This window comes from Janthinobacterium sp. SUN176 (genome assembly GCF_030587335.1).
Taxonomy (GTDB): domain Bacteria; phylum Pseudomonadota; class Gammaproteobacteria; order Burkholderiales; family Burkholderiaceae_D; genus Janthinobacterium; species Janthinobacterium kumbetense.
The window spans coordinates 840,791-857,291 of record NZ_JAPWIA010000001.1 but is presented as its reverse complement, the minus strand read 5'-3'; the positions used below and the strand labels follow the sequence as shown (position 1 = coordinate 857,291).

The window sequence follows — 16,501 nt, the reverse complement described above, 5'->3', positions numbered from 1 at the left end:
ATGTCGGCACTTTTCAGGCCGACATCACGGGACACCATGTACAAGCACAGCATCCGCCGCAGTACCTTATCGATTGCCATCGCCCTCGCACTGGGCGCCAGCCTGGCCGCCTGTGGCGGCACAGACTATCGCGACACCACGGCGCCCGTCGCCCCGGTGGATCCCGTCACCCCGGCACGCACCCTGAACGTGGTAGCGGCCACCGGCAAGGCCGTGGCGAATGCTTCCGTCTCCGTGCTCGACGCCGGCAAGAATGTCGTCGGCAGCGGCACCACGGACGCGACAGGCAAAGTGGCCATCACCCTGGCTGCTGCGGCGAAGGCGCCCTTCCTCGTCTCCGTCACGCCGGCAGGCGGCACCACCCTGTACGCGCTGTCGCTGAAGGAAAGCGCCGTCAACCTGACGCCGCTCACCTCCGTCATCGCCATGCAGCTGCTGGGCAGCATCCCCTCGAGCGCGTCTCCCGCCAGCCTGGCCGCCATCGATGCGGCCAGGCTGCAAACGGCGCAGACGCAGCTGGGCACGGCCCTGGCGGCGCCCCTGCAAACCCTGGGCATGGCGGCCAACTACGACTTCGTCAATGGCGCCCTGACGCCGAACAGCAAGGATCCGGCTGACGTCCTGCTCGACAACCTGCAGGTAAAACAGAGCGGCACGGATATCGACATCGTCAATGCCAGCGGCAGCATCGTCGCGCAAATCATCGATGGCGGCGCGCCGCTCGCCACCGGCAAGAGCGTGCTGGAAACGCCGCCCGTGCTCAGCGCGCGCCAGCAAGTACTGGCCGCCACGGTTGCCGGCACCGATGCGGCGCCCGTCTTCCTGCAAGTGTCGCTCGACGAACTGCATCCCACGCAGCCAGCCGTCGGCTACGATCAGATCTACTACAAGCTGGGCCGCTACGGCGCGGAAGACCTGGTCATGGCCAAGACCAACAAGCCGAAGAAATTCGCCGAACTGTGCGAAGCCAACGGCCAGGACGATGTGGTGAGCAAGACGGCCAACGTGGCCGGCGCCACCCTGAGCAATCCACCGGCCGCGTTCCAGTGCAAGTCCGCCGTGGGCACCAAGCCGGGCGACATGAAGACGGTCGTCATCGGCCCGAACGGCACCCTGTACCTGACGGACGGCCACCACACGTTCAGCGCCTTCCGGGATGCCGACAATGGCCAGAACCTGCAGTTGAAAGTGTGGGTCAAGGTGACGGACAATTTCAGCAAGCTCAGTGAATACGATTTCTGGGCGCAGATGAAGAAGGTCAACAAGGTCTGGCTGAAGGATGGCGGCAACAAGGCCATCGCCACCAGCCAGCTGCCCGCGTCCATCGGTTTGAAGTCGCTGGGCAACGACCCGTACCGCTCGCTCGTCTACTTCACGCGCGACGCCGGCTACGTGGTGCCATCGACGGCCACGGAATTCCTCGAATTCTACTGGGCCGACTGGCTGCGCACGCAGCCCGGCATCGACCTGGCCAAGACCGACACGCGCGACGTTGCCAGCTACATGGCCACCATCAAGAGCGCATCGACGGCGATGGCGGGCCTGAAGGCGAACGATATCGTCAGCCGCGGCGTGACGGCGCAAACCCTGGGCTGGACGGGCGTCTTCAGCCAGGCCGCGCTGGACGACCTGGTCACGCCGACGGGCAAGCTGAGCTACTCCATCGCCTACAAGAAAGCGCTGCCGAAATAATCTCGGCGGCGCAAACGACAACGGCCCGCCTGTCAGCTGACAGGCGGGCCGTTTTTATGGGCAACGTCGCTTACGCGATGCGTTCACCATTCTCCGGATCGAACAGGGCCGCTTTCGACAGGTTGAACGACAGCTGCATCGTCTGTCCTGGCAGCACGGCTTCGCGCGGATGCGTGCGGCAAGTCACGGCGGCACCGTTCAGGCGCGTCGTCAGCAGCGTATCCGGGCCGGTCGGCTCGACCAGGTCGATCAGGCAACCCAGTTCCTGGCCCACGTCGCCGTGCGCGCTGCTCATGTCCGTGATCTGCTCCGGGCGCACGCCCAGGATCACGTCGCGGCCCGCATAGCTGCGCAGCTTGTCGGTGGCGAACGGCAGGGCCAGGCGCATGCTCTTGCCTGCGTTCTCGATGGCGACAAACACCTCATTGCCTTCGACGACGGGCTTGACGGTGATGAAGTTCATCGATGGCGAGCCGATGAAGCCGGCCACGAACAAATTCGCCGGATTATCGTAGATTTCCTGCGGCGTGCCCAGTTGCTGCACCACCCCATCCTTCATGACGGCGATCAAATCGCCCATGGTCATCGCTTCGATCTGGTCATGCGTGACGTAGACGATGGTGGCCTTCAGGCGCTGGTGCAGCAGCTTGATCTCGGCGCGCATTTCCACGCGCAGCTTGGCGTCCAGGTTCGACAGCGGTTCGTCGAACAGGAACAGCGACGGCTTGCGCGAAATGGCGCGGCCCATGGCGACCCGTTGGCGCTGGCCACCGGACAGCTGCGCCGGGCGGCGGTCCAGCAAGTGCGTGATCTGCAGGGTTTCGGCGACGCGGGCGACGATTTCCTCCTGCTCCGCCTTCGGCACTTTTTTCACGTTCAAGCCGAACGCGATGTTTTCGCGCACCGTCATCGACGGGTACAGCGCATACGACTGGAACACCATGGCGATGTCGCGGTCCTTCGGCGGCAGGTCGTTGACCACCTTGCCGTCGATGAGGATTTCGCCGGAAGTGACGCTTTCCAGGCCGGCCACCATGTTGAGCAAGGTCGACTTGCCGGAGCCGGAGCCGCCGACGAGGATCAGGAACTGGCCATCCTTGATCTCGATGTCGATGCCCTTGAGGACTTCGACGCCATTCGTGTACACCTTGCGGATGCTGCGTATCGATAAACTGGACATATTCTTTCCTTAACCTTTGACTGCGCCTGCGGTCAGACCGCGCACAAAATAACGGCCTGCGACCAGATAGACCAGCAGGGTCGGCAGCGCGGCAATCACCGCGGCCGCCATGTTGACGTTGTATTCCTTCACGCCCGTGGACGTGTTGACCAGGTTGTTCAAGCCCACCGTGATCGGCTGCGAATCGCCGCTGGCGAAGACGATACCGAACAGGAAGTCGTTCCAGATCTGCGTGAATTGCCAGATGATGCAGACGACGAAAATCGGACCCGAAATCGGCAGCACGATCTTGCGGAAGATCAAGAAGAAGCCGGCGCCGTCGATGCGGGCCGCCTTGATCAATTCTTCCGGCACGCCGATATAGTAGTTACGGAAGAACAGGGTCGTGAACGCCGTGCCATACACCACGTGCACGAAGACCAGGCCGGTAGTCGTATTGGCCAGGCCGAATTCGCCCAGCAGGCGCGCCATCGGCAGGATCACCACCTGGAACGGAATGAAGCAGCCCACCAGCAAGGCGGCAAACAGGATTTCCGAACCGCGGAAGCGCCAGTGCGCGAACACGTAGCCGTTGAAGGCGCCCAGGAAGGTCGAGATCAGCACGGCGGGAATCACCATCTTGATCGAGTTCCAGAAGAACGGCTGCATGCCGTCGCAGGTGACGCCCGTGCAGGCCGAGGACCAGGCCTTGGACCAGGAATCGAACTGCCACACATGCGGCAGTGCCAGCAGGTTGCCGCTGCGGATCTCGTCGAGCGACTTGAACGACGTCGACAGGGTCACGTACAGGGGCACGATGTAGTACACCGCAAACAGGATCAGCAGCAGATATACAACCACCCGTCCGAGGGTGAGGCGATTATTGCGTGTAGGTGTCATCTCATCGCCTTTGCGCTGCGCGTTTCCAGGTACATCAGCGGCACGAGCACGGCCACGATGGTGGCCAGCATCATCATTGCCGATGCCGAGCCCAGGCCCAGCTGGCCGCGGGTGAAGGAAAACTGGTACATGAAGATGGCCGGCACGGACGACGAATTGCCAGGTCCGCCAGCCGTCAGTGCGATGACCAGGTCGAAGCTCTTGATGGCGATATGCGCGAGGATCAGCAGCACGCTGAAGAACACGGGACGCATGGCGGGAATCACGATGCGCCAGTAGATCGTCGGCAGGGATGCGCCATCGACTTGCGCCGCCTTGATGATTTCATCATCGATGCCGCGCAGGCCCGCCAGGAACAGCGCCATGACGAAGCCCGACGATTGCCACACGCCGGCGATCACCACCGTGTAGATGGCCATGTCGGAATTGACCAGCCAGTCGAAGGTAAACGAGGTCCAGCCCCAGTCGTGCATGACCTTTTCCAGGCCCAGGCTGGGATTGAGCATCCATTTCCACGCCGTGCCGGTGACGATGAAGGACAGCGCCATCGGATACAGGTAGATGGCGCGCAGCGCGCCTTCGGCGCGGATTTTCTGGTCCAGCAGGATGGCCAGGAACAGGCCGATGGCGATGCTGCAACCGATGAACAGGACACCGAAGATGCCGAGGTTCTTGAGCGAGGTCCACCAGCGCTCGTTGTCGAACAGCTCGACGTATTGCACCAGGCCGGCGAACTCGTAGTTCGGCATCAGCCGCGATTCGGTCAGCGACAGCCAACCGGTCAAAAAGATAAAACCATAGACGAATACCAAGCTGGCGATGAGCGTGGGGCCCAGCACCATCTGCGGTATCCATCGGTCGAATTGCTTGCGTATGGACATAGGACAGCCGTAGAAGTAGAACTGCGTGTGGCGCCGGCCTGGACGAATGCCAGGGCGGACGCCTGCGATGCATGCGATGCAGAGGGCGCCGGCGGGAGTGCCGGCGCCGTCGTGATTACTTCACTTTTGCCGCTTTGGCCAATGCAGCAACCGCGTCTTTCGAGCTCATGTTGGTGTTCATGAACTTGGCGATGACGTCGGTCACGGCGCCTTGCGTGGCCGATGCCAGCGCCATGCCGTGGGCGAACGATGGCACCAGGCCGCCGTTCTTGTTGGTGGCGTCCATGTCTTCCATCGATTTCAGGGCGCAAGCGTCAAACTTGTCCTTCGATACGCCGGAACGCACGGGGATGGAACCCTTGTTCAGGTTGAAGATCGACTGGAACTTCGGATTCATGATGGCGTTGGCCAGGGCGATCTGTCCTTTCTTCGCATTCGCATCCTTTTGCGTGAACATGGCAAACGAATCGATGTTGAAGGTGTAGGCCTTGTCCGTGCCAGGAGCGGCCACGCACAGGTAGTCCTTGCCCGGCACCTTGCCTGCGGCCGTGAACTCGCCCTTGGCCCAGTCGCCCATGAACTGGAAGCCGGCCTTGTTGTTGATGACCATGGCGGTCGCCAGGTTCCAGTCGCGGCCTGCCGCATCCTTGTCGATGTAGGTCTTCACCTTGCCCAGGGTGTCGAACACCTTGAGCATGGTCGGGCCGGTCAATTCCTTCTGGTCCAGCTTGAGGATGGCCTTCTTGTAGAATTCCGTGCCGCCCACGCCCAGCGCGACGGATTCAAACACGGTGGCGTCCTGCCATGGCTGGCCGCCGTGGGCGATCGCGATGCCGCCCGATTTCTTGATTTTCTCGGCCGCGTCGAAGAACGCATCCCAGGTGGTCGGGGTGGTGGCCACGCCGGCTTTTTTCAGCACTTCCGGGTTGACCCACATCCAGTTGACGCGGTGGACGTTGACAGGGGCGGCAACGTAGTGGCCCTTGTATTTCATGATGTCGGCGACGACTTTCGGCAGCACGGCATCCCATTTGCCTGGAATGGCGGCATCATCGATATTGGCCAGCACGCCTTCCGCGCCCCACTCCTGGATCGACGGGCCCTTGATCTGGGCGGCCGTTGGCGGGTTGCCGGAAATGACGCGGGTTTTCAGCGCGGTCGCGGCGTTTTCGCCAGCGCCACCGGCCACGGCGAAGTCTTTCCAGCCGAAGCCGCTTTCCTTCACGATTTGCTGCAACTGGCCCACGGACTTCGCTTCGCCGCCGGAGGTCCAGTAGTGCAACACTTCCACGTCGGTCGCAAAGGCGCTGCCGGCGAATGCCAGGGTGGTCAACGCGGCCAGTTGGGTAATCTTGAATTTCAGTTTCATCTCCACATTCCTTTTTTGATCAAGCTTTTAGGGGGCTTCGGCATACGGGGGCCGAAAAAGGTGAAATCTGCGCCTGTACCGGCGCTCTTGTGCTCAGACCCGCTTGCAAACGGGCATCATCTTGGTGTAAAGACGGCGCCGTGATCCATGAAACGACTACATTGCATTTATATCACGGGACGGCGCCAAAAACGCATCCGCGAAGGATGCGCCAGGTTGATCTGCATTACAAACATCAACACTGAACAAAACCGTCGCGAGCGGCAGTGATTTGTGGCTAAGAAGCGCAACCGTGCTAGAGCACGGTGAGCATCGCAGGCCGCAAAGCGCGCCGCGCAGCAGGTTTGGTTCGGTGTTTAGAACCAGGTTTCCACTTGGAAACCGTAAGAGGTGCCGCTGGTATTGTTGTTGTAGATCGGGCCGCCGTTGTTCGACGCATTGACCGAGGCGGTGGCCGCATCGTTCCATTTGCCGTAGGTCACGAAAGCGCGCAGTTCAGGACGCGACCACAGGCCAGGACCGGCCGAGATCGTCGGCGCGATGGTCAGCTTGGTCAGGCGCTTGGCCGGCAGGCCGCCCGCTTGCGTCACGCGGTCCGTGCCCAGTTCGCCCACCAGCTTGAAGTTGTCGGTGAATGCGTACACAGGGCGCACGCCAACCGAGGTCCAGGTCGAGGAACCGTTGGCGTTCGACTCGTCTTTTTGCCACAGGGCAACGAATTCCATGCCGAAGTTGGCCATCGGCTGGATCGCCATGTCATTGAAGATACGCGTGCGTTTCACGTCCGAACCGAAACTGGTGTCGCCCGAAGCGCCGAACTGCGCGCCCTTGCCCGTGCCGGGACCGACGCCGTACTGCACGCCGAAGGTGTTGCCGCCGCCAAACACTTTACCTTGACGGTGGAAGGCCGACAGCTGCCAGCCATTGTGTTTCTTGCCGTACAAGTCGTTATCCTTGCCTTCACCGATGATGTAGGTCGCGGCCAGGTCCAGCGTGCCGTTTTCATTGACGGGAATCTCGCCGTAGATGAAGTTCTGGCGCACGGCCGAACGGGTGCCGAGCAAGGCGCCCGGCTTGCCGCTGATCGTGCCGAGGCTGTCATCGAACTTATTGAAATCGTTGTCCTTGAAGAAGGCATACGAGAATTTACCAGGACCAGCAGGAATGCGGTCCAGGCCGGCCCCCGTGCCGTTCATATTGATGTATTGCAAGTCCAACATGTGGATGTCAGGACGGTAGTAGAAGCGTTTACCGATCCAGGCCGTGCCGCCGTTCAGGAAATCGAGTCCCTGCGCTTCGACGTAGGCCTTGACGATGCCCAGCTTGTTGTCGCCGAAATCCGAGTTTGGCGCATAAGCGTTGACCCAGATGGTGGCCAGGTAGTTCACGCCGCCGGACTTGGCGATGGACTTGGTGTAGCCGAATTCCGTATAGGCGTCGCACTCATTGCCCAGACGGTATTTCATGGTATTGCCACCCAGGCCGAAGCAGCCTTGCGAACCTCCGTCGCCCGATGTATTGCTGCCAGCGCCGGCGCGCAGGTAGCCGTGGAAGCCTTCGGAATCGGATGGGTACATCGGGTCGGCGGCAGCGGAACCGCTGGCGATGGCTAAGACGATGGCAGCTGGCAGCGTTTTCAACACGGCCTTCAACATGGTGCGATGCAGCATGGTAAGTCTCCTCAGTAATTTATTTTTTATCTAGTCATTCGTGGCCGAATGTACTGGCCAGAATTCTTTCCAGCAGGGACATAGTAACTATACTACGAACAAATATCAACATATTATGTTGTAATCCTACGACTACTCTGCGACACTTTATTTGCGTACCGACAGGCGCGTTGACTGCCCTGTTTTTTCCGCCGGCGCCGCCCGTTTCCGGCACTGCGGACAAGCATTTATGCAGGCGTCCCGCATTTTTCGGCACGCGGCACGTATACGAATTAAAATCCTTGGTTTTTGCCATAACGACAGTGCGCCGCCAAGACAGCGCACGCAGACGAGACTAGGCACCGCCATGAAAATAGATGAAAAAATGGAAGTAGCAGGCAGCGATCCGGCGGAGCGTTTCAGTGAAGGGCCGCGCTTGCTGGCCGACATCGGCGGCACCAACGCCCGCTTCGTGCTCGAAACGCGCCAGGGCCACCTGGAAGCGGTCGCCGTGCTGCCCTGCGACGACTACGCGTCGCTGCTCGACGCCATCACCGCCTATATGGATAGCAGCGAAGCGCGCGCCGCCGGTTCGGCGCGCGTGCGCCATGCGGCCATCGCCATCGCCAATCCCATCGACGACGACAATATCCGCATGATGAACCATCACTGGTTCTTCTCGATCGAGGCCATGCGCGCCACGCTGGGCCTCGACACCCTGCTGGTGGTGAATGACTTCACGGCGCTGGCCATGGCCCTGCCCTATCTGCGGCCCGACCAGCGCCTGCAGATCGGCGGCGGCATGGCGCGCGCCGACAGCGTCATCGGCCTGCTCGGTTCGGGCACAGGCCTGGGCGTGTCGGGCATGATCCCCGCCGAAGACCGCTGGATCGCGCTGGGCAGCGAAGGGGGCCACGTCAGCTTCGCGCCCTGCGACCAGCGCGAGATGGACGTGCTGTCCTTCGCCTGGCGCGAACTGTCGCACGTCTCGGCCGAACGCCTCGCTTCCGGGCGCGGCCTGGAACTGATCTACCGCGCCCTGTCCGAGCGCGCCGGCAAGCCCGATGCGCTGCCGCTGCTGGCAGCCGAAATCACCAGCCGCGCCCTGAACAATGAATGCGACGTGTGCCTCGAAGCGGTGGACTGCTTCTGCGCCATCCTCGGCTCCATCGCTGGCAACGTGGCCATGACCCTGGGCGCGCTGGGCGGCATCTATATAGGCGGGGGCATCGTGCCGCGCCTGGGGCCCCTGTTCGAACAGTCGCAGTTCCGCGCCCGCTTCGAGCAAAAGGGCCGCCTGAACGAATACCTGGCGCAGATTCCCACCTTTCTGATCACGGCCGAACTGCCGACTTTCCTCGGCATCGCCGCCATCCTGGCGCAAAAGCTCAAGCGCGCCCATTCCGGCGCGCCCGTGCTCGAATCCGTGCGCCAGGCGCGCGGCAGGATGAGCCCCTCGGAGTGCAAGGTGGCCGACTGGGTCTTGAAGGAGCCGAACGCCATGCTGACCCTGCCGATTGCCGAAATCGCCCAGCGCGTCGGCGTGAGCCAGCCGACCGTGATGCGCTTTTGCCGCTCGATCGGCGTGCAGGGCCTGGCCGACTTCAAATTGAAGCTGGCGTCCGGCCTGACGGGCGGCGCCATCACGGTGGCCCACTGCCACGTGGAGATCTCGGATTCCGACGCCGAACTGGCGCGCAAGGTGCTGGGCAATAACGCCTCGGCCGCGCTGGCCCTGCGCGACATGCTCGACGTCAAAGCGCTGACGGCCGCCATCGAACTGCTGCGCGGCGCGCAGCGCGTGGAATTGCTGGCCGTGGGCAGCGCCCGCGTGGTGGCCGACGACATGCAGCACAAATTGCTCAACCTGGGCATCGTCAGCAGCTTCTTTGCCGACCCGCAGGCGCAGGAAATGAGCGCCGCCATGCTCAAGCCAGGCGACGTGGCGCTGGTCATTTCCCGTTCCGGCGCCCTGCCCGACCTGCTGCGCACCGTCAAGGTGGCGCAAGGCTGCGGCGCGCGCGTGCTGGCGATCACGGCCAGCGGTTCGCCGCTGGCCAAGCTGGCCGACGTGCTGCTGACCTTGAACCACCCGGAAGGTAACCTCAATTTCGTGCCCATGATCGTGCGCCTGCTGCAGCTGATGATGCTCGATATCCTGTCCGTGGGATTGGCGCGGCGCGACACGGCGCAGCGCACCAGCGCCGCCGAACTGGAAGAGGGGCAATTGCATGGCATGCGCATCAGCGGCAAGCTGAAATTCGGTGGCCACCTCGAATAAGGCGGCGCACGCCGCCCCCACCTCCTCCGACGCCGCCAGCGGCGCCACCGTGCACGACGTGGCGCGCGTGGCCGGCGTGTCGGCCATGACGGTGTCGCGCGTGATCAACGGGCGCGCCAGCGTCAGCGCGGCCACGCGCGACAAGGTCGAGGCGGCGGTCGCCAGCCTGCACTACCAGCCCAACTTGGCGGCCAGGGCGGCGCGCACGGGCACCCTGCGCATCGGCCTGTTGTACAGCAATCCGAGTGCGGCCTTCCTCAGCGAATTTTTAGTTGGCGCCATGGATCAATGCCGCCAGGGCGGCGGCCAGTTGCTGCTGGAACGCTGCGAAGACCTGGACAGCCAGCGCGCCGGCATCGATTGCCTGGTGGCGGCCGGCGTGGACGGCATCCTCGTGCCGCCGCCCCTGTGCGATTCGCCGGAAGTGCTGGCGCAATTGAACCGGATGGGTATCCCCGCCATCGCCGTGGCCACGGCGCGCCCCTCGCCCGGCGTTTCGGCCGTACGCATCGACGATTACGAGGGCGCGCTGGCCATGACGCGCCATTTGCTCGCGCTGGGCCACCGCGACATCGGCTTCATCGAGGGCGATCCGGCGCACACGCCCGCCCTGCTGCGCCGCCAGGCTTTCGAGGACGCCATGCGGGAAGCGGGTTTGCGGGTAGCGCCGCACAGGGTGGCGCAAGGTTACTTTACGTATCGTTCGGGTCTCGACGCGGCGCGCCAGCTGCTGGCGCAAGCGCCGCATCCCAGCGCCATCTTCGCCAGCAACGACGACATGGCCGCCGCCACCCTGGCCGTGGCGCACGGCATGGGCTTGCAGGTACCGACGGAATTGAGCGTGTGCGGCTTCGACGACACGCCCGTCGCCACCACGGTCTGGCCCGAGCTGAGCACCATCCACCAGCCCATCGCCGACATGGCGCGCGCCGCCGTCAATCTCGTCATCGACGAAATCCGCCAACGCCGCGCCGGAGAAACGGCGCCCGCCACGCATCATTTGATGGCGTTCACCTTGATGGCGCGGGCGTCGACGGGGGAATGTGCTCCGGTCGGGCACATTCCGGGCGCGAAGTGACTGCCCCCACCAACCCGTCGAGCGCCACTTAGCGCACCACAGTGCGCTGCACCAGCGACTCCACCAGTTCCACCGAAGGGGGCGCGCCACCGGCCGCCAGGCAGGCGCCCGCGCCCGCCGCGACGGCAAAGCGCAAATGCTGGCCGCCATCGGCCTCGGGCCGGTACATCAGGCTGTACAGCAAGCCGCCGATGCTGGCGTCGCCCGCCCCCACCGAATCGACCACCTCGATGACGGGCGGCGCCGCCTGCCATGTCTGCTCGCCCCGATACAGCGCCGCGCCTTGCGCGCCGCGCGTATACAAATACGTGGCTTGCGGATTCCAGCTGCGCAGGGTGGCAAACGCGCCATCGATGTCGTCATGGCGGAACAGGCCCGCCAGGTCTTCGTCCGACACCTTGATCACGTCGGCCAGCTGCGTCATGCGGCGCAAGGTGGCGTCGTAGCGTTCATCCATCATGATGCGGAAATTCGGGTCGTAGCTGATCTTCACGCCAGCCGCCTTCAGTTCCTGCGCCAGCGCCACCAACTTGCCCGCCAGCGGTTCGCGCGCCAGGCTGATGCCGCCGAAATGCACCCATTGCGCCCCCTGCATCCAGCCGGCCGGCAAGAGCGACGCGTCGAAATGCAGGTCGGCGCTGTCGTCGCCGATGAAGTAATAGGTAGGCGGATGCAGTTCATGCACGATGGCCAGCAGCGGCGACTTCGCATGGCGCTGCAGGAAGCGCATGTCCAGGCCCGCCGCCCCGGTCGCCTGCGCCAGAGCGTCGCCGAAGACGTCCAGGCTGACGCCGCCCGCAAAGGCGCTGGGCACGCCCAGGCGCGCCATCACGCGCGCCACGTTCCAGGTCGAACCGCCCACCTGGCTGTTCCAGGAGTCGGCGCCCGTGCGCAGCATGTCCGTCAGCGCTTCGCCGGCCGACACAAAGCGTGGGAAATTGGCGGCGCTCATACTGCACCGCCGATCACGTTCAGCACTTCATAGCAGGCGCCCATGGTGTGGTAATCGGTCTTGCCGGCCGGGCTTTTCTCGTTGCTGATTTTTTGATTTTCAGGCGTCAGGATGCGGTACCAGGCGCCGTGTTCATGGTCGACGAAGTGCGTCCAGCTGTAGTCCCAGATCTTGTCGTAGCTATGCCAGTAAGCCTCGTCGCCCGTGCGCACGGCCAGCACGGCGGCCGCCGCGAAGCTTTCCGCCTGCACCCAGAAGTATTTGTCGCCGTCGCAGATCTCGTCCTGCGGGCCGAAACCGTAGTGGATGCCGCCATGTTCGCCATCCCAGGCCTTGGCCAGCGCCGTGTCGTACAGGGCGCGCGCACGCGGCAGCAGCCAGTCCGATGGGCCGGCCATGAACCGGCTGTGGCGCTCCATGATCAACAGCAGCTTGGCCCATTCCGTGAAATGGCCGGGCTGGTAGCCCCACGGACGGAAGATATTGCTCTTGTCGTGCAGGTTATAGTCCCAGTCGATCGACCAGTCGGGCTTGTAGTGCTCCCAGATCATGCTGTTCGCCAGACCCGCCTGACGGACCGTGATGTTGTGCGCCAGGGTTTCGGCGCGGTGCAGATATCTCGCTTCGCCCGTCGCCTCGAACGCGGCCAGCATGGCTTCGCAAGCGTGCATATTGGCGTTCTGACCCCGGTAGCCGTCCAGGGTGGACCAGTCGGCACTGGCCACGTCCGCATACAGGCCGTGTCCGGGCAGCCAGAAGCGCTGCTCCATCAATTCGAAGGTCTCGTCCAGATACGCGCGCGCTTCCGTCACGCCAGCTTGCAAGGCATGCGCATAGGCCAGCAGCACGAAAGCCAGGCCGTAGCAGTGATTGGCGCCGTCTTCCACCGTCTTGACGCCGTCTTTCCAGGACAGTTGCCAGGCGTAGCCGCCCGTGGCCGGGTCGCGGTGCACGTCGCGCAGGAAGGCCACGCCGTGGCGCAGGGCCGCCTGGTAAGCGTCATCGCCGAAGTGGCGGTACGCCATGGCGTAATTGAAGATGAAGCGCGTGCTGCTGACCAGGTGACGCGTACTGGCGTCGTACACCGTGCCGTCATCGAGGAAGAAGTGATAAAAGCCGCCGCTCGGGTCAAACGCGCGCGGGTGATAAAAGTGCATCGTGTGCTGGATATGCTTTTCGAGCATGTCCCTGGAGCGGAAATCGGGATTCATGGGTCTCTCATGATATTGTTATCGATAACAATGATGATAGCATGCCGTCCCCGCGCCGTCATGCCCGCTCAGGGAGTCTTGGCCAGCCTGAGTTTTTCGCGCCACAGGGCCGCTTGCGCGGGGTCGGCCGCCTGTTCCAGCTCGCCCCTATCGTACACCTTGACCAGCCGTTCGATGGCTTCCAGGTCGCCCTGCTTCGCCGCCAGCAGGTACAGCGCGAAGGGCTTGGGCGCCGGCCCTTGCCGGGTCGGGCCGCCCCGGCCCTGCTCCAGCAGCCGCGCGAAACCCGTCTGGCCGGGCGGACTTTTGGCGATGGCGGCCATTTCATACCAGCCCAGGGCCGCCTCGTCGCTCTGCGGCGCGCCCTGCCCCACTTCATACGAGTACGCCACATTGTTCAAACCGGAGGGATCGAGCGCCTTGGCCGCCCGCATGTACCAGGTGAATGCCTGCTTGCGCTGCGCCTCGTCCTGCGCCGTCATCATCAGGCGGTAGCCGATTTCATTGTAGGCGGGGATGAAGCCGTTTTCCGCATAGAACTTCAGCCAGTGCAGCGCGTGCGCCTGTTCTTCCGGGCTGCTGCGGATATTTTCATAGTGCATGGCCAGCGTGAAGTTGGCCAGCTCCACGCCTTGCGCGGCGCCCTTGCGCGACCAGTATTCGCCCAGCTTGCGGTCGATGGCCATGCCCTGCCCCAGCGTGTAGGCCACACCCAGGAAAGCCTGCGCCGGGCCATAGCCGCCTGCGGCCGATTTCCGCATCCACGCCAGGCCGGCGTCGACGTCGCGCGGCGTGCCTTCGCCGCCGTGCAGCATCTGCGCCAGCTCCAGCTGGGCAGCCGCATTCCCCCCTTCCGCGGCCAGGCGCGCCTTCCCGAAGGCGGCGACCTTGTCCGGCGACAGGTCGGCAGGACGGTCGACCACGGCCCGCACCCTTGCGCGCATGTCATCGAGGCCGGACATATCGAATTCGACCAGCGCCGGATGCTGGCGCGGTGCGTTGGTGGACGCTGGCTGCGCCAGGGCCAAGCTCAATACCAACAGGATGGTCTTCATTTGTTTTCCTTCTCTGCCAGCTTACCGCGCCATTCGGCCGCGTCTTCGGCATTCGCCTGTTCTCCCAGTTCGCCTTTGACATATACCTCGATCATGCGCCGCATGGCGGGCACGTCGCCGCTCCATCCGGCCCGCTCGTACCAGACCAGGGCCCACTTGTCCGACTGCGCCACGCCCAAGCCCAGTTCATGTGCGCGGGCCAGGTTGCGCATGCCGGCCGGCTCCTTTTCACGCGCCGATCTGTAATACCAGTGGAAAGCCTCGCCGCGATCTTGTTCATCGACGGCTGCGCGCATCAGGTGCTCGCCCAGCGCATTGTAGGCGGGCACAAAGTGCTGCTCGTTCGCCGCCGCCTTCAGCCAGGTGATGGCCAGCGCCTGCTCTTCGGCACTGCTGTCGCCATCGATGTATTCCATCGCCAGGATGGTTTGCGCCTCTGCATCGCCCTGCGCCACGCCCCGGCGCAGCCAGTATTCGCCCTGCACGCGGTCGATGGGCACCTTGCCGCCCAAGGTGTAGGCCACCCCCATGGCCGCCTGCGCCGGCGCATAGCCGCCTTCGGCCGACTTGCGTATCCAGGCCATCGACTGTGCCGTATCCTGCGGCGTGCCGACGCCCAGCTGCAGCATGCGCGCCAGGTCCAGCTGCGCCTCCACGTCGCCCGTTTCCGCCACGCGCCGTGCCTGCTCAAATTCGGCGATGCTTTCCGGGCTATGACTAGCCGCATCCGCCCTGACCTTGATGGCGAGCAGCTGCAGGTCGAGCAAGGTGGGCGGGGTCTGGGCCAGGAGCGGCAACGGCAGCAGGAAAGGAATCAGCAAGAGGAGTTTCTTGGGCATGCGAAGGTGTCGGGAAGAAGAAAACACGCATGGTAGCCGATGCCATGCCAGACAGGCGCGCACTGCACAAGAAGTTTGACAGGGCAAGCCGGCAGGCTTACATTGCACGAGCCCACCACTTACACAGGAATGCCATGAACCGCCTCGCCACAACCGCCTTGACCCTGCTGCTGGCCGCAGCCTCCGTGGGCGCCAGCGCCGCCGACACCCAGCTGGCCGGCTGCGCCGCCAAGCGCGAAAGCATCCGCAGCGAATTGCACCAGGCGCAGGAACAGGGCCTGTCCGACAAGGTCGCGGGCCTGACGCGCGCGCTCGACGAAGTCAACGCCCACTGCCGCGACAGTACCCTGATCGAGCGCCACAACAAGAAAATCGTCAAGGCGCAAGCCAAGGTGAACCAGACGGAGCGTTCGCTGCGCCTGGCCCAGGAAGCGAACAAGGAGCCGAAGAAGATCGCCAAGCTGGAAGGCAAGCTGGAAAAGGCCAGGGCCGAGTTGGCGGCCCTGCAGGCGCAACAGCCTTAAGCCTTCTCGCCCAGCAGTTGATAAATGCTGGAAAAATCCAGCGCGCCCGCCCCTGCCTTGCTGTGCAAACTATATAGGTTGCGCGACAAGGCGCCCAGCGGCACGCTCGCTCCGCTAGCCAGCGCGCTTTCCACGGCCAGCCCCAGGTCTTTCAGCATCAAATCGACGCCAAAGCCCCCCGTGTAGCCGCGCGACGCGGGCACGTTTTCGGCCACGCCCGGGCACGGGTTGTAGACCTCCAGGGTCCAGTTGCGGCCCGAGCTTTTCGCCATCACGTCCGACACCACCTTCGGGTCCAGCCCATTGGCCACGCCCAGGCGTATCGCTTCGCTGGTGCCGATCATGAGTATCCCCAGCAGCATGTTGTTACATATCTTGACCGTCTGGCCGCAACCCGAGCCGCCCGCGTGAAAAATCGCCTTGCCCATGACGTCCAGGTAGGGCCGCGCCGCCGCCAGCGCGGCTTCTTCACCGCCCACCATGAAGGTCAGCGTGCCGTTGGCGGCGCCCGCCGTGCCGCCCGACACGGGCGCGTCCAGCATCGGCATGCCCTTGTCCTGCGCCGCGCGGCCCACCTGGCGCGCCGCTTCGGTGGAAATCGTCGAACAGTCGATCAGCAGGGTGCCGGGCCGCGCCTGCGCCAGGATGCCAGAGTCCCCCAAAGGGTTACCCAAATAAGCACCCAGTACGTGGCGGCTGGCCGGCAGCATCGTGATGACGATGTCGGCCTGGCCTATCGCCGCCGCCTGGTCATCGGAGACCAGGCCGCCGCCGTCGGCGAATTGCCGCACGCTGGCCGGCAGCAAGTCGAAACCCGTCACCGCATGGCCGGCCCGCACGAGGTTCTGCGCCATGGGCAAACCCATGTTGCCCAGGCCGATGAAAACGATATTGGTGCCCATGGCCTTCCC

The 16,501-nt window shown here is 63.8% G+C and carries 14 protein-coding genes; 4 read left to right on the top strand and 10 right to left on the bottom strand.

Annotated features, from left to right (window positions below; translation table 11 throughout):
- Nucleotides 1-36 precede the first annotated feature (36 nt).
- Nucleotides 37-1,692 carry a ParB-like protein gene (locus O3299_RS03975; RefSeq protein WP_305061565.1) on the top strand — a complete coding sequence of 552 codons (1,656 nt, stop codon included), beginning with the start codon at nt 37-39 and terminating at the stop codon, nt 1,690-1,692.
- A gap of 70 nt (nt 1,693-1,762) precedes the next feature.
- Here O3299_RS03975 and O3299_RS03970 read toward each other — a convergent pair whose 3' ends face one another.
- From O3299_RS03970 to O3299_RS03950, 5 genes are all read right to left on the bottom strand, one after another.
- Nucleotides 1,763-2,872 carry an ABC transporter ATP-binding protein gene (locus O3299_RS03970; RefSeq protein ID WP_099664438.1) on the bottom strand — a complete coding sequence of 370 codons (1,110 nt, stop codon included), beginning with the start codon at nt 2,870-2,872 and terminating at the stop codon, nt 1,763-1,765.
- A gap of 9 nt (nt 2,873-2,881) precedes the next feature.
- A complete protein-coding gene (locus O3299_RS03965) occupies nt 2,882-3,751 on the bottom strand; it encodes a carbohydrate ABC transporter permease (protein ID WP_034777933.1) in 870 nt (289 codons plus the stop codon).
- Complete coding sequence (locus tag O3299_RS03960) at nt 3,748-4,632, bottom strand: carbohydrate ABC transporter permease (protein WP_010397323.1); 885 nt, start codon at nt 4,630-4,632, stop codon at nt 3,748-3,750. The genes O3299_RS03965 and O3299_RS03960 overlap by 4 nt, the downstream gene beginning before the upstream one ends.
- Nucleotides 4,633-4,747: 115 nt before the next feature.
- On the bottom strand, nt 4,748-6,001 hold the full coding sequence (locus tag O3299_RS03955; protein ID WP_099664439.1) for an ABC transporter substrate-binding protein: 1,254 nt from the start codon (nt 5,999-6,001) through the stop codon (nt 4,748-4,750).
- 356 nt (nt 6,002-6,357) lie between these two features.
- Nucleotides 6,358-7,671: a carbohydrate porin gene (locus O3299_RS03950; RefSeq protein WP_099664440.1), complete on the bottom strand. Its 1,314-nt coding sequence runs from the start codon at nt 7,669-7,671 to the stop codon at nt 6,358-6,360.
- A 346-nt stretch (nt 7,672-8,017) separates the two neighbouring features.
- Between O3299_RS03950 and O3299_RS03945 the strand changes: the two genes are divergently transcribed.
- Nucleotides 8,018-9,931, top strand: coding sequence for a glucokinase (locus tag O3299_RS03945; RefSeq protein WP_099380657.1), 1,914 nt, complete (start codon nt 8,018-8,020; stop codon nt 9,929-9,931).
- The gene (locus O3299_RS03940) at nt 9,915-11,009 is read left to right on the top strand and encodes a LacI family DNA-binding transcriptional regulator (protein WP_305061564.1); all 1,095 of its coding nucleotides are present in this window, start codon (nt 9,915-9,917) and stop codon (nt 11,007-11,009) included. Before O3299_RS03945 ends, O3299_RS03940 begins: the two co-directional genes overlap by 17 nt.
- 28 nt (nt 11,010-11,037) lie before the next feature.
- On the opposite strand, the gene O3299_RS03935 is transcribed toward O3299_RS03940, so the two are convergent.
- From O3299_RS03935 to O3299_RS03920, 4 genes are all read right to left on the bottom strand, one after another.
- The gene (locus tag O3299_RS03935) at nt 11,038-11,961 is read right to left on the bottom strand and encodes a carbohydrate kinase (RefSeq protein ID WP_305061563.1); all 924 of its coding nucleotides are present in this window, start codon (nt 11,959-11,961) and stop codon (nt 11,038-11,040) included.
- Nucleotides 11,958-13,172, bottom strand: a complete 1,215-nt coding sequence (locus O3299_RS03930) for an AGE family epimerase/isomerase (RefSeq protein ID WP_305061562.1) — start codon at nt 13,170-13,172, stop codon at nt 11,958-11,960. The genes O3299_RS03935 and O3299_RS03930 overlap by 4 nt, the downstream gene beginning before the upstream one ends.
- 68 nt (nt 13,173-13,240) lie before the next feature.
- Nucleotides 13,241-14,227, bottom strand: a complete 987-nt coding sequence (locus O3299_RS03925; protein ID WP_305053167.1) for a tetratricopeptide repeat protein — start codon at nt 14,225-14,227, stop codon at nt 13,241-13,243.
- Nucleotides 14,224-15,066 carry a tetratricopeptide repeat protein gene (locus O3299_RS03920; RefSeq protein WP_305053168.1) on the bottom strand — a complete coding sequence of 281 codons (843 nt, stop codon included), beginning with the start codon at nt 15,064-15,066 and terminating at the stop codon, nt 14,224-14,226. Before O3299_RS03920 ends, O3299_RS03925 begins: the two co-directional genes overlap by 4 nt.
- 134 nt (nt 15,067-15,200) lie before the next feature.
- On the opposite strand from O3299_RS03920, the gene O3299_RS03915 reads away from it, so the two are divergent.
- A complete protein-coding gene (locus O3299_RS03915; protein WP_180278561.1) occupies nt 15,201-15,590 on the top strand; it encodes a DUF1090 family protein in 390 nt (129 codons plus the stop codon).
- Here O3299_RS03915 and mmsB read toward each other — a convergent pair.
- On the bottom strand, nt 15,587-16,492 hold the full coding sequence (gene mmsB / locus O3299_RS03910) for a 3-hydroxyisobutyrate dehydrogenase (protein WP_305053169.1): 906 nt from the start codon (nt 16,490-16,492) through the stop codon (nt 15,587-15,589). The two genes, O3299_RS03915 and mmsB, sit on opposite strands and share 4 nt — an antisense overlap.
- Nucleotides 16,493-16,501 lie beyond the last annotated feature (9 nt).

Coding starts and splice junctions, on each gene's coding strand:
- mmsB (WP_305053169.1), bottom strand. CDS start 16,492: ATGGGCACCAATATCGTTTTCATCGGCCTGGGCAACATGGGTTTGCCC.
- O3299_RS03960 (WP_010397323.1), bottom strand. CDS start 4,632: ATGTCCATACGCAAGCAATTCGACCGATGGATACCGCAGATGGTGCTG.
- O3299_RS03920 (WP_305053168.1), bottom strand. CDS start 15,066: ATGCCCAAGAAACTCCTCTTGCTGATTCCTTTCCTGCTGCCGTTGCCG.
- O3299_RS03915 (WP_180278561.1), top strand. CDS start 15,201: ATGAACCGCCTCGCCACAACCGCCTTGACCCTGCTGCTGGCCGCAGCC.
- O3299_RS03925 (WP_305053167.1), bottom strand. CDS start 14,227: ATGAAGACCATCCTGTTGGTATTGAGCTTGGCCCTGGCGCAGCCAGCG.
- O3299_RS03945 (WP_099380657.1), top strand. CDS start 8,018: ATGAAAATAGATGAAAAAATGGAAGTAGCAGGCAGCGATCCGGCGGAG.
- O3299_RS03935 (WP_305061563.1), bottom strand. CDS start 11,961: ATGAGCGCCGCCAATTTCCCACGCTTTGTGTCGGCCGGCGAAGCGCTG.
- O3299_RS03955 (WP_099664439.1), bottom strand. CDS start 6,001: ATGAAACTGAAATTCAAGATTACCCAACTGGCCGCGTTGACCACCCTG.
- O3299_RS03965 (WP_034777933.1), bottom strand. CDS start 3,751: ATGACACCTACACGCAATAATCGCCTCACCCTCGGACGGGTGGTTGTA.
- O3299_RS03930 (WP_305061562.1), bottom strand. CDS start 13,172: ATGAATCCCGATTTCCGCTCCAGGGACATGCTCGAAAAGCATATCCAG.
- O3299_RS03950 (WP_099664440.1), bottom strand. CDS start 7,671: ATGCTGCATCGCACCATGTTGAAGGCCGTGTTGAAAACGCTGCCAGCT.
- O3299_RS03970 (WP_099664438.1), bottom strand. CDS start 2,872: ATGTCCAGTTTATCGATACGCAGCATCCGCAAGGTGTACACGAATGGC.
- O3299_RS03975 (WP_305061565.1), top strand. CDS start 37: ATGTACAAGCACAGCATCCGCCGCAGTACCTTATCGATTGCCATCGCC.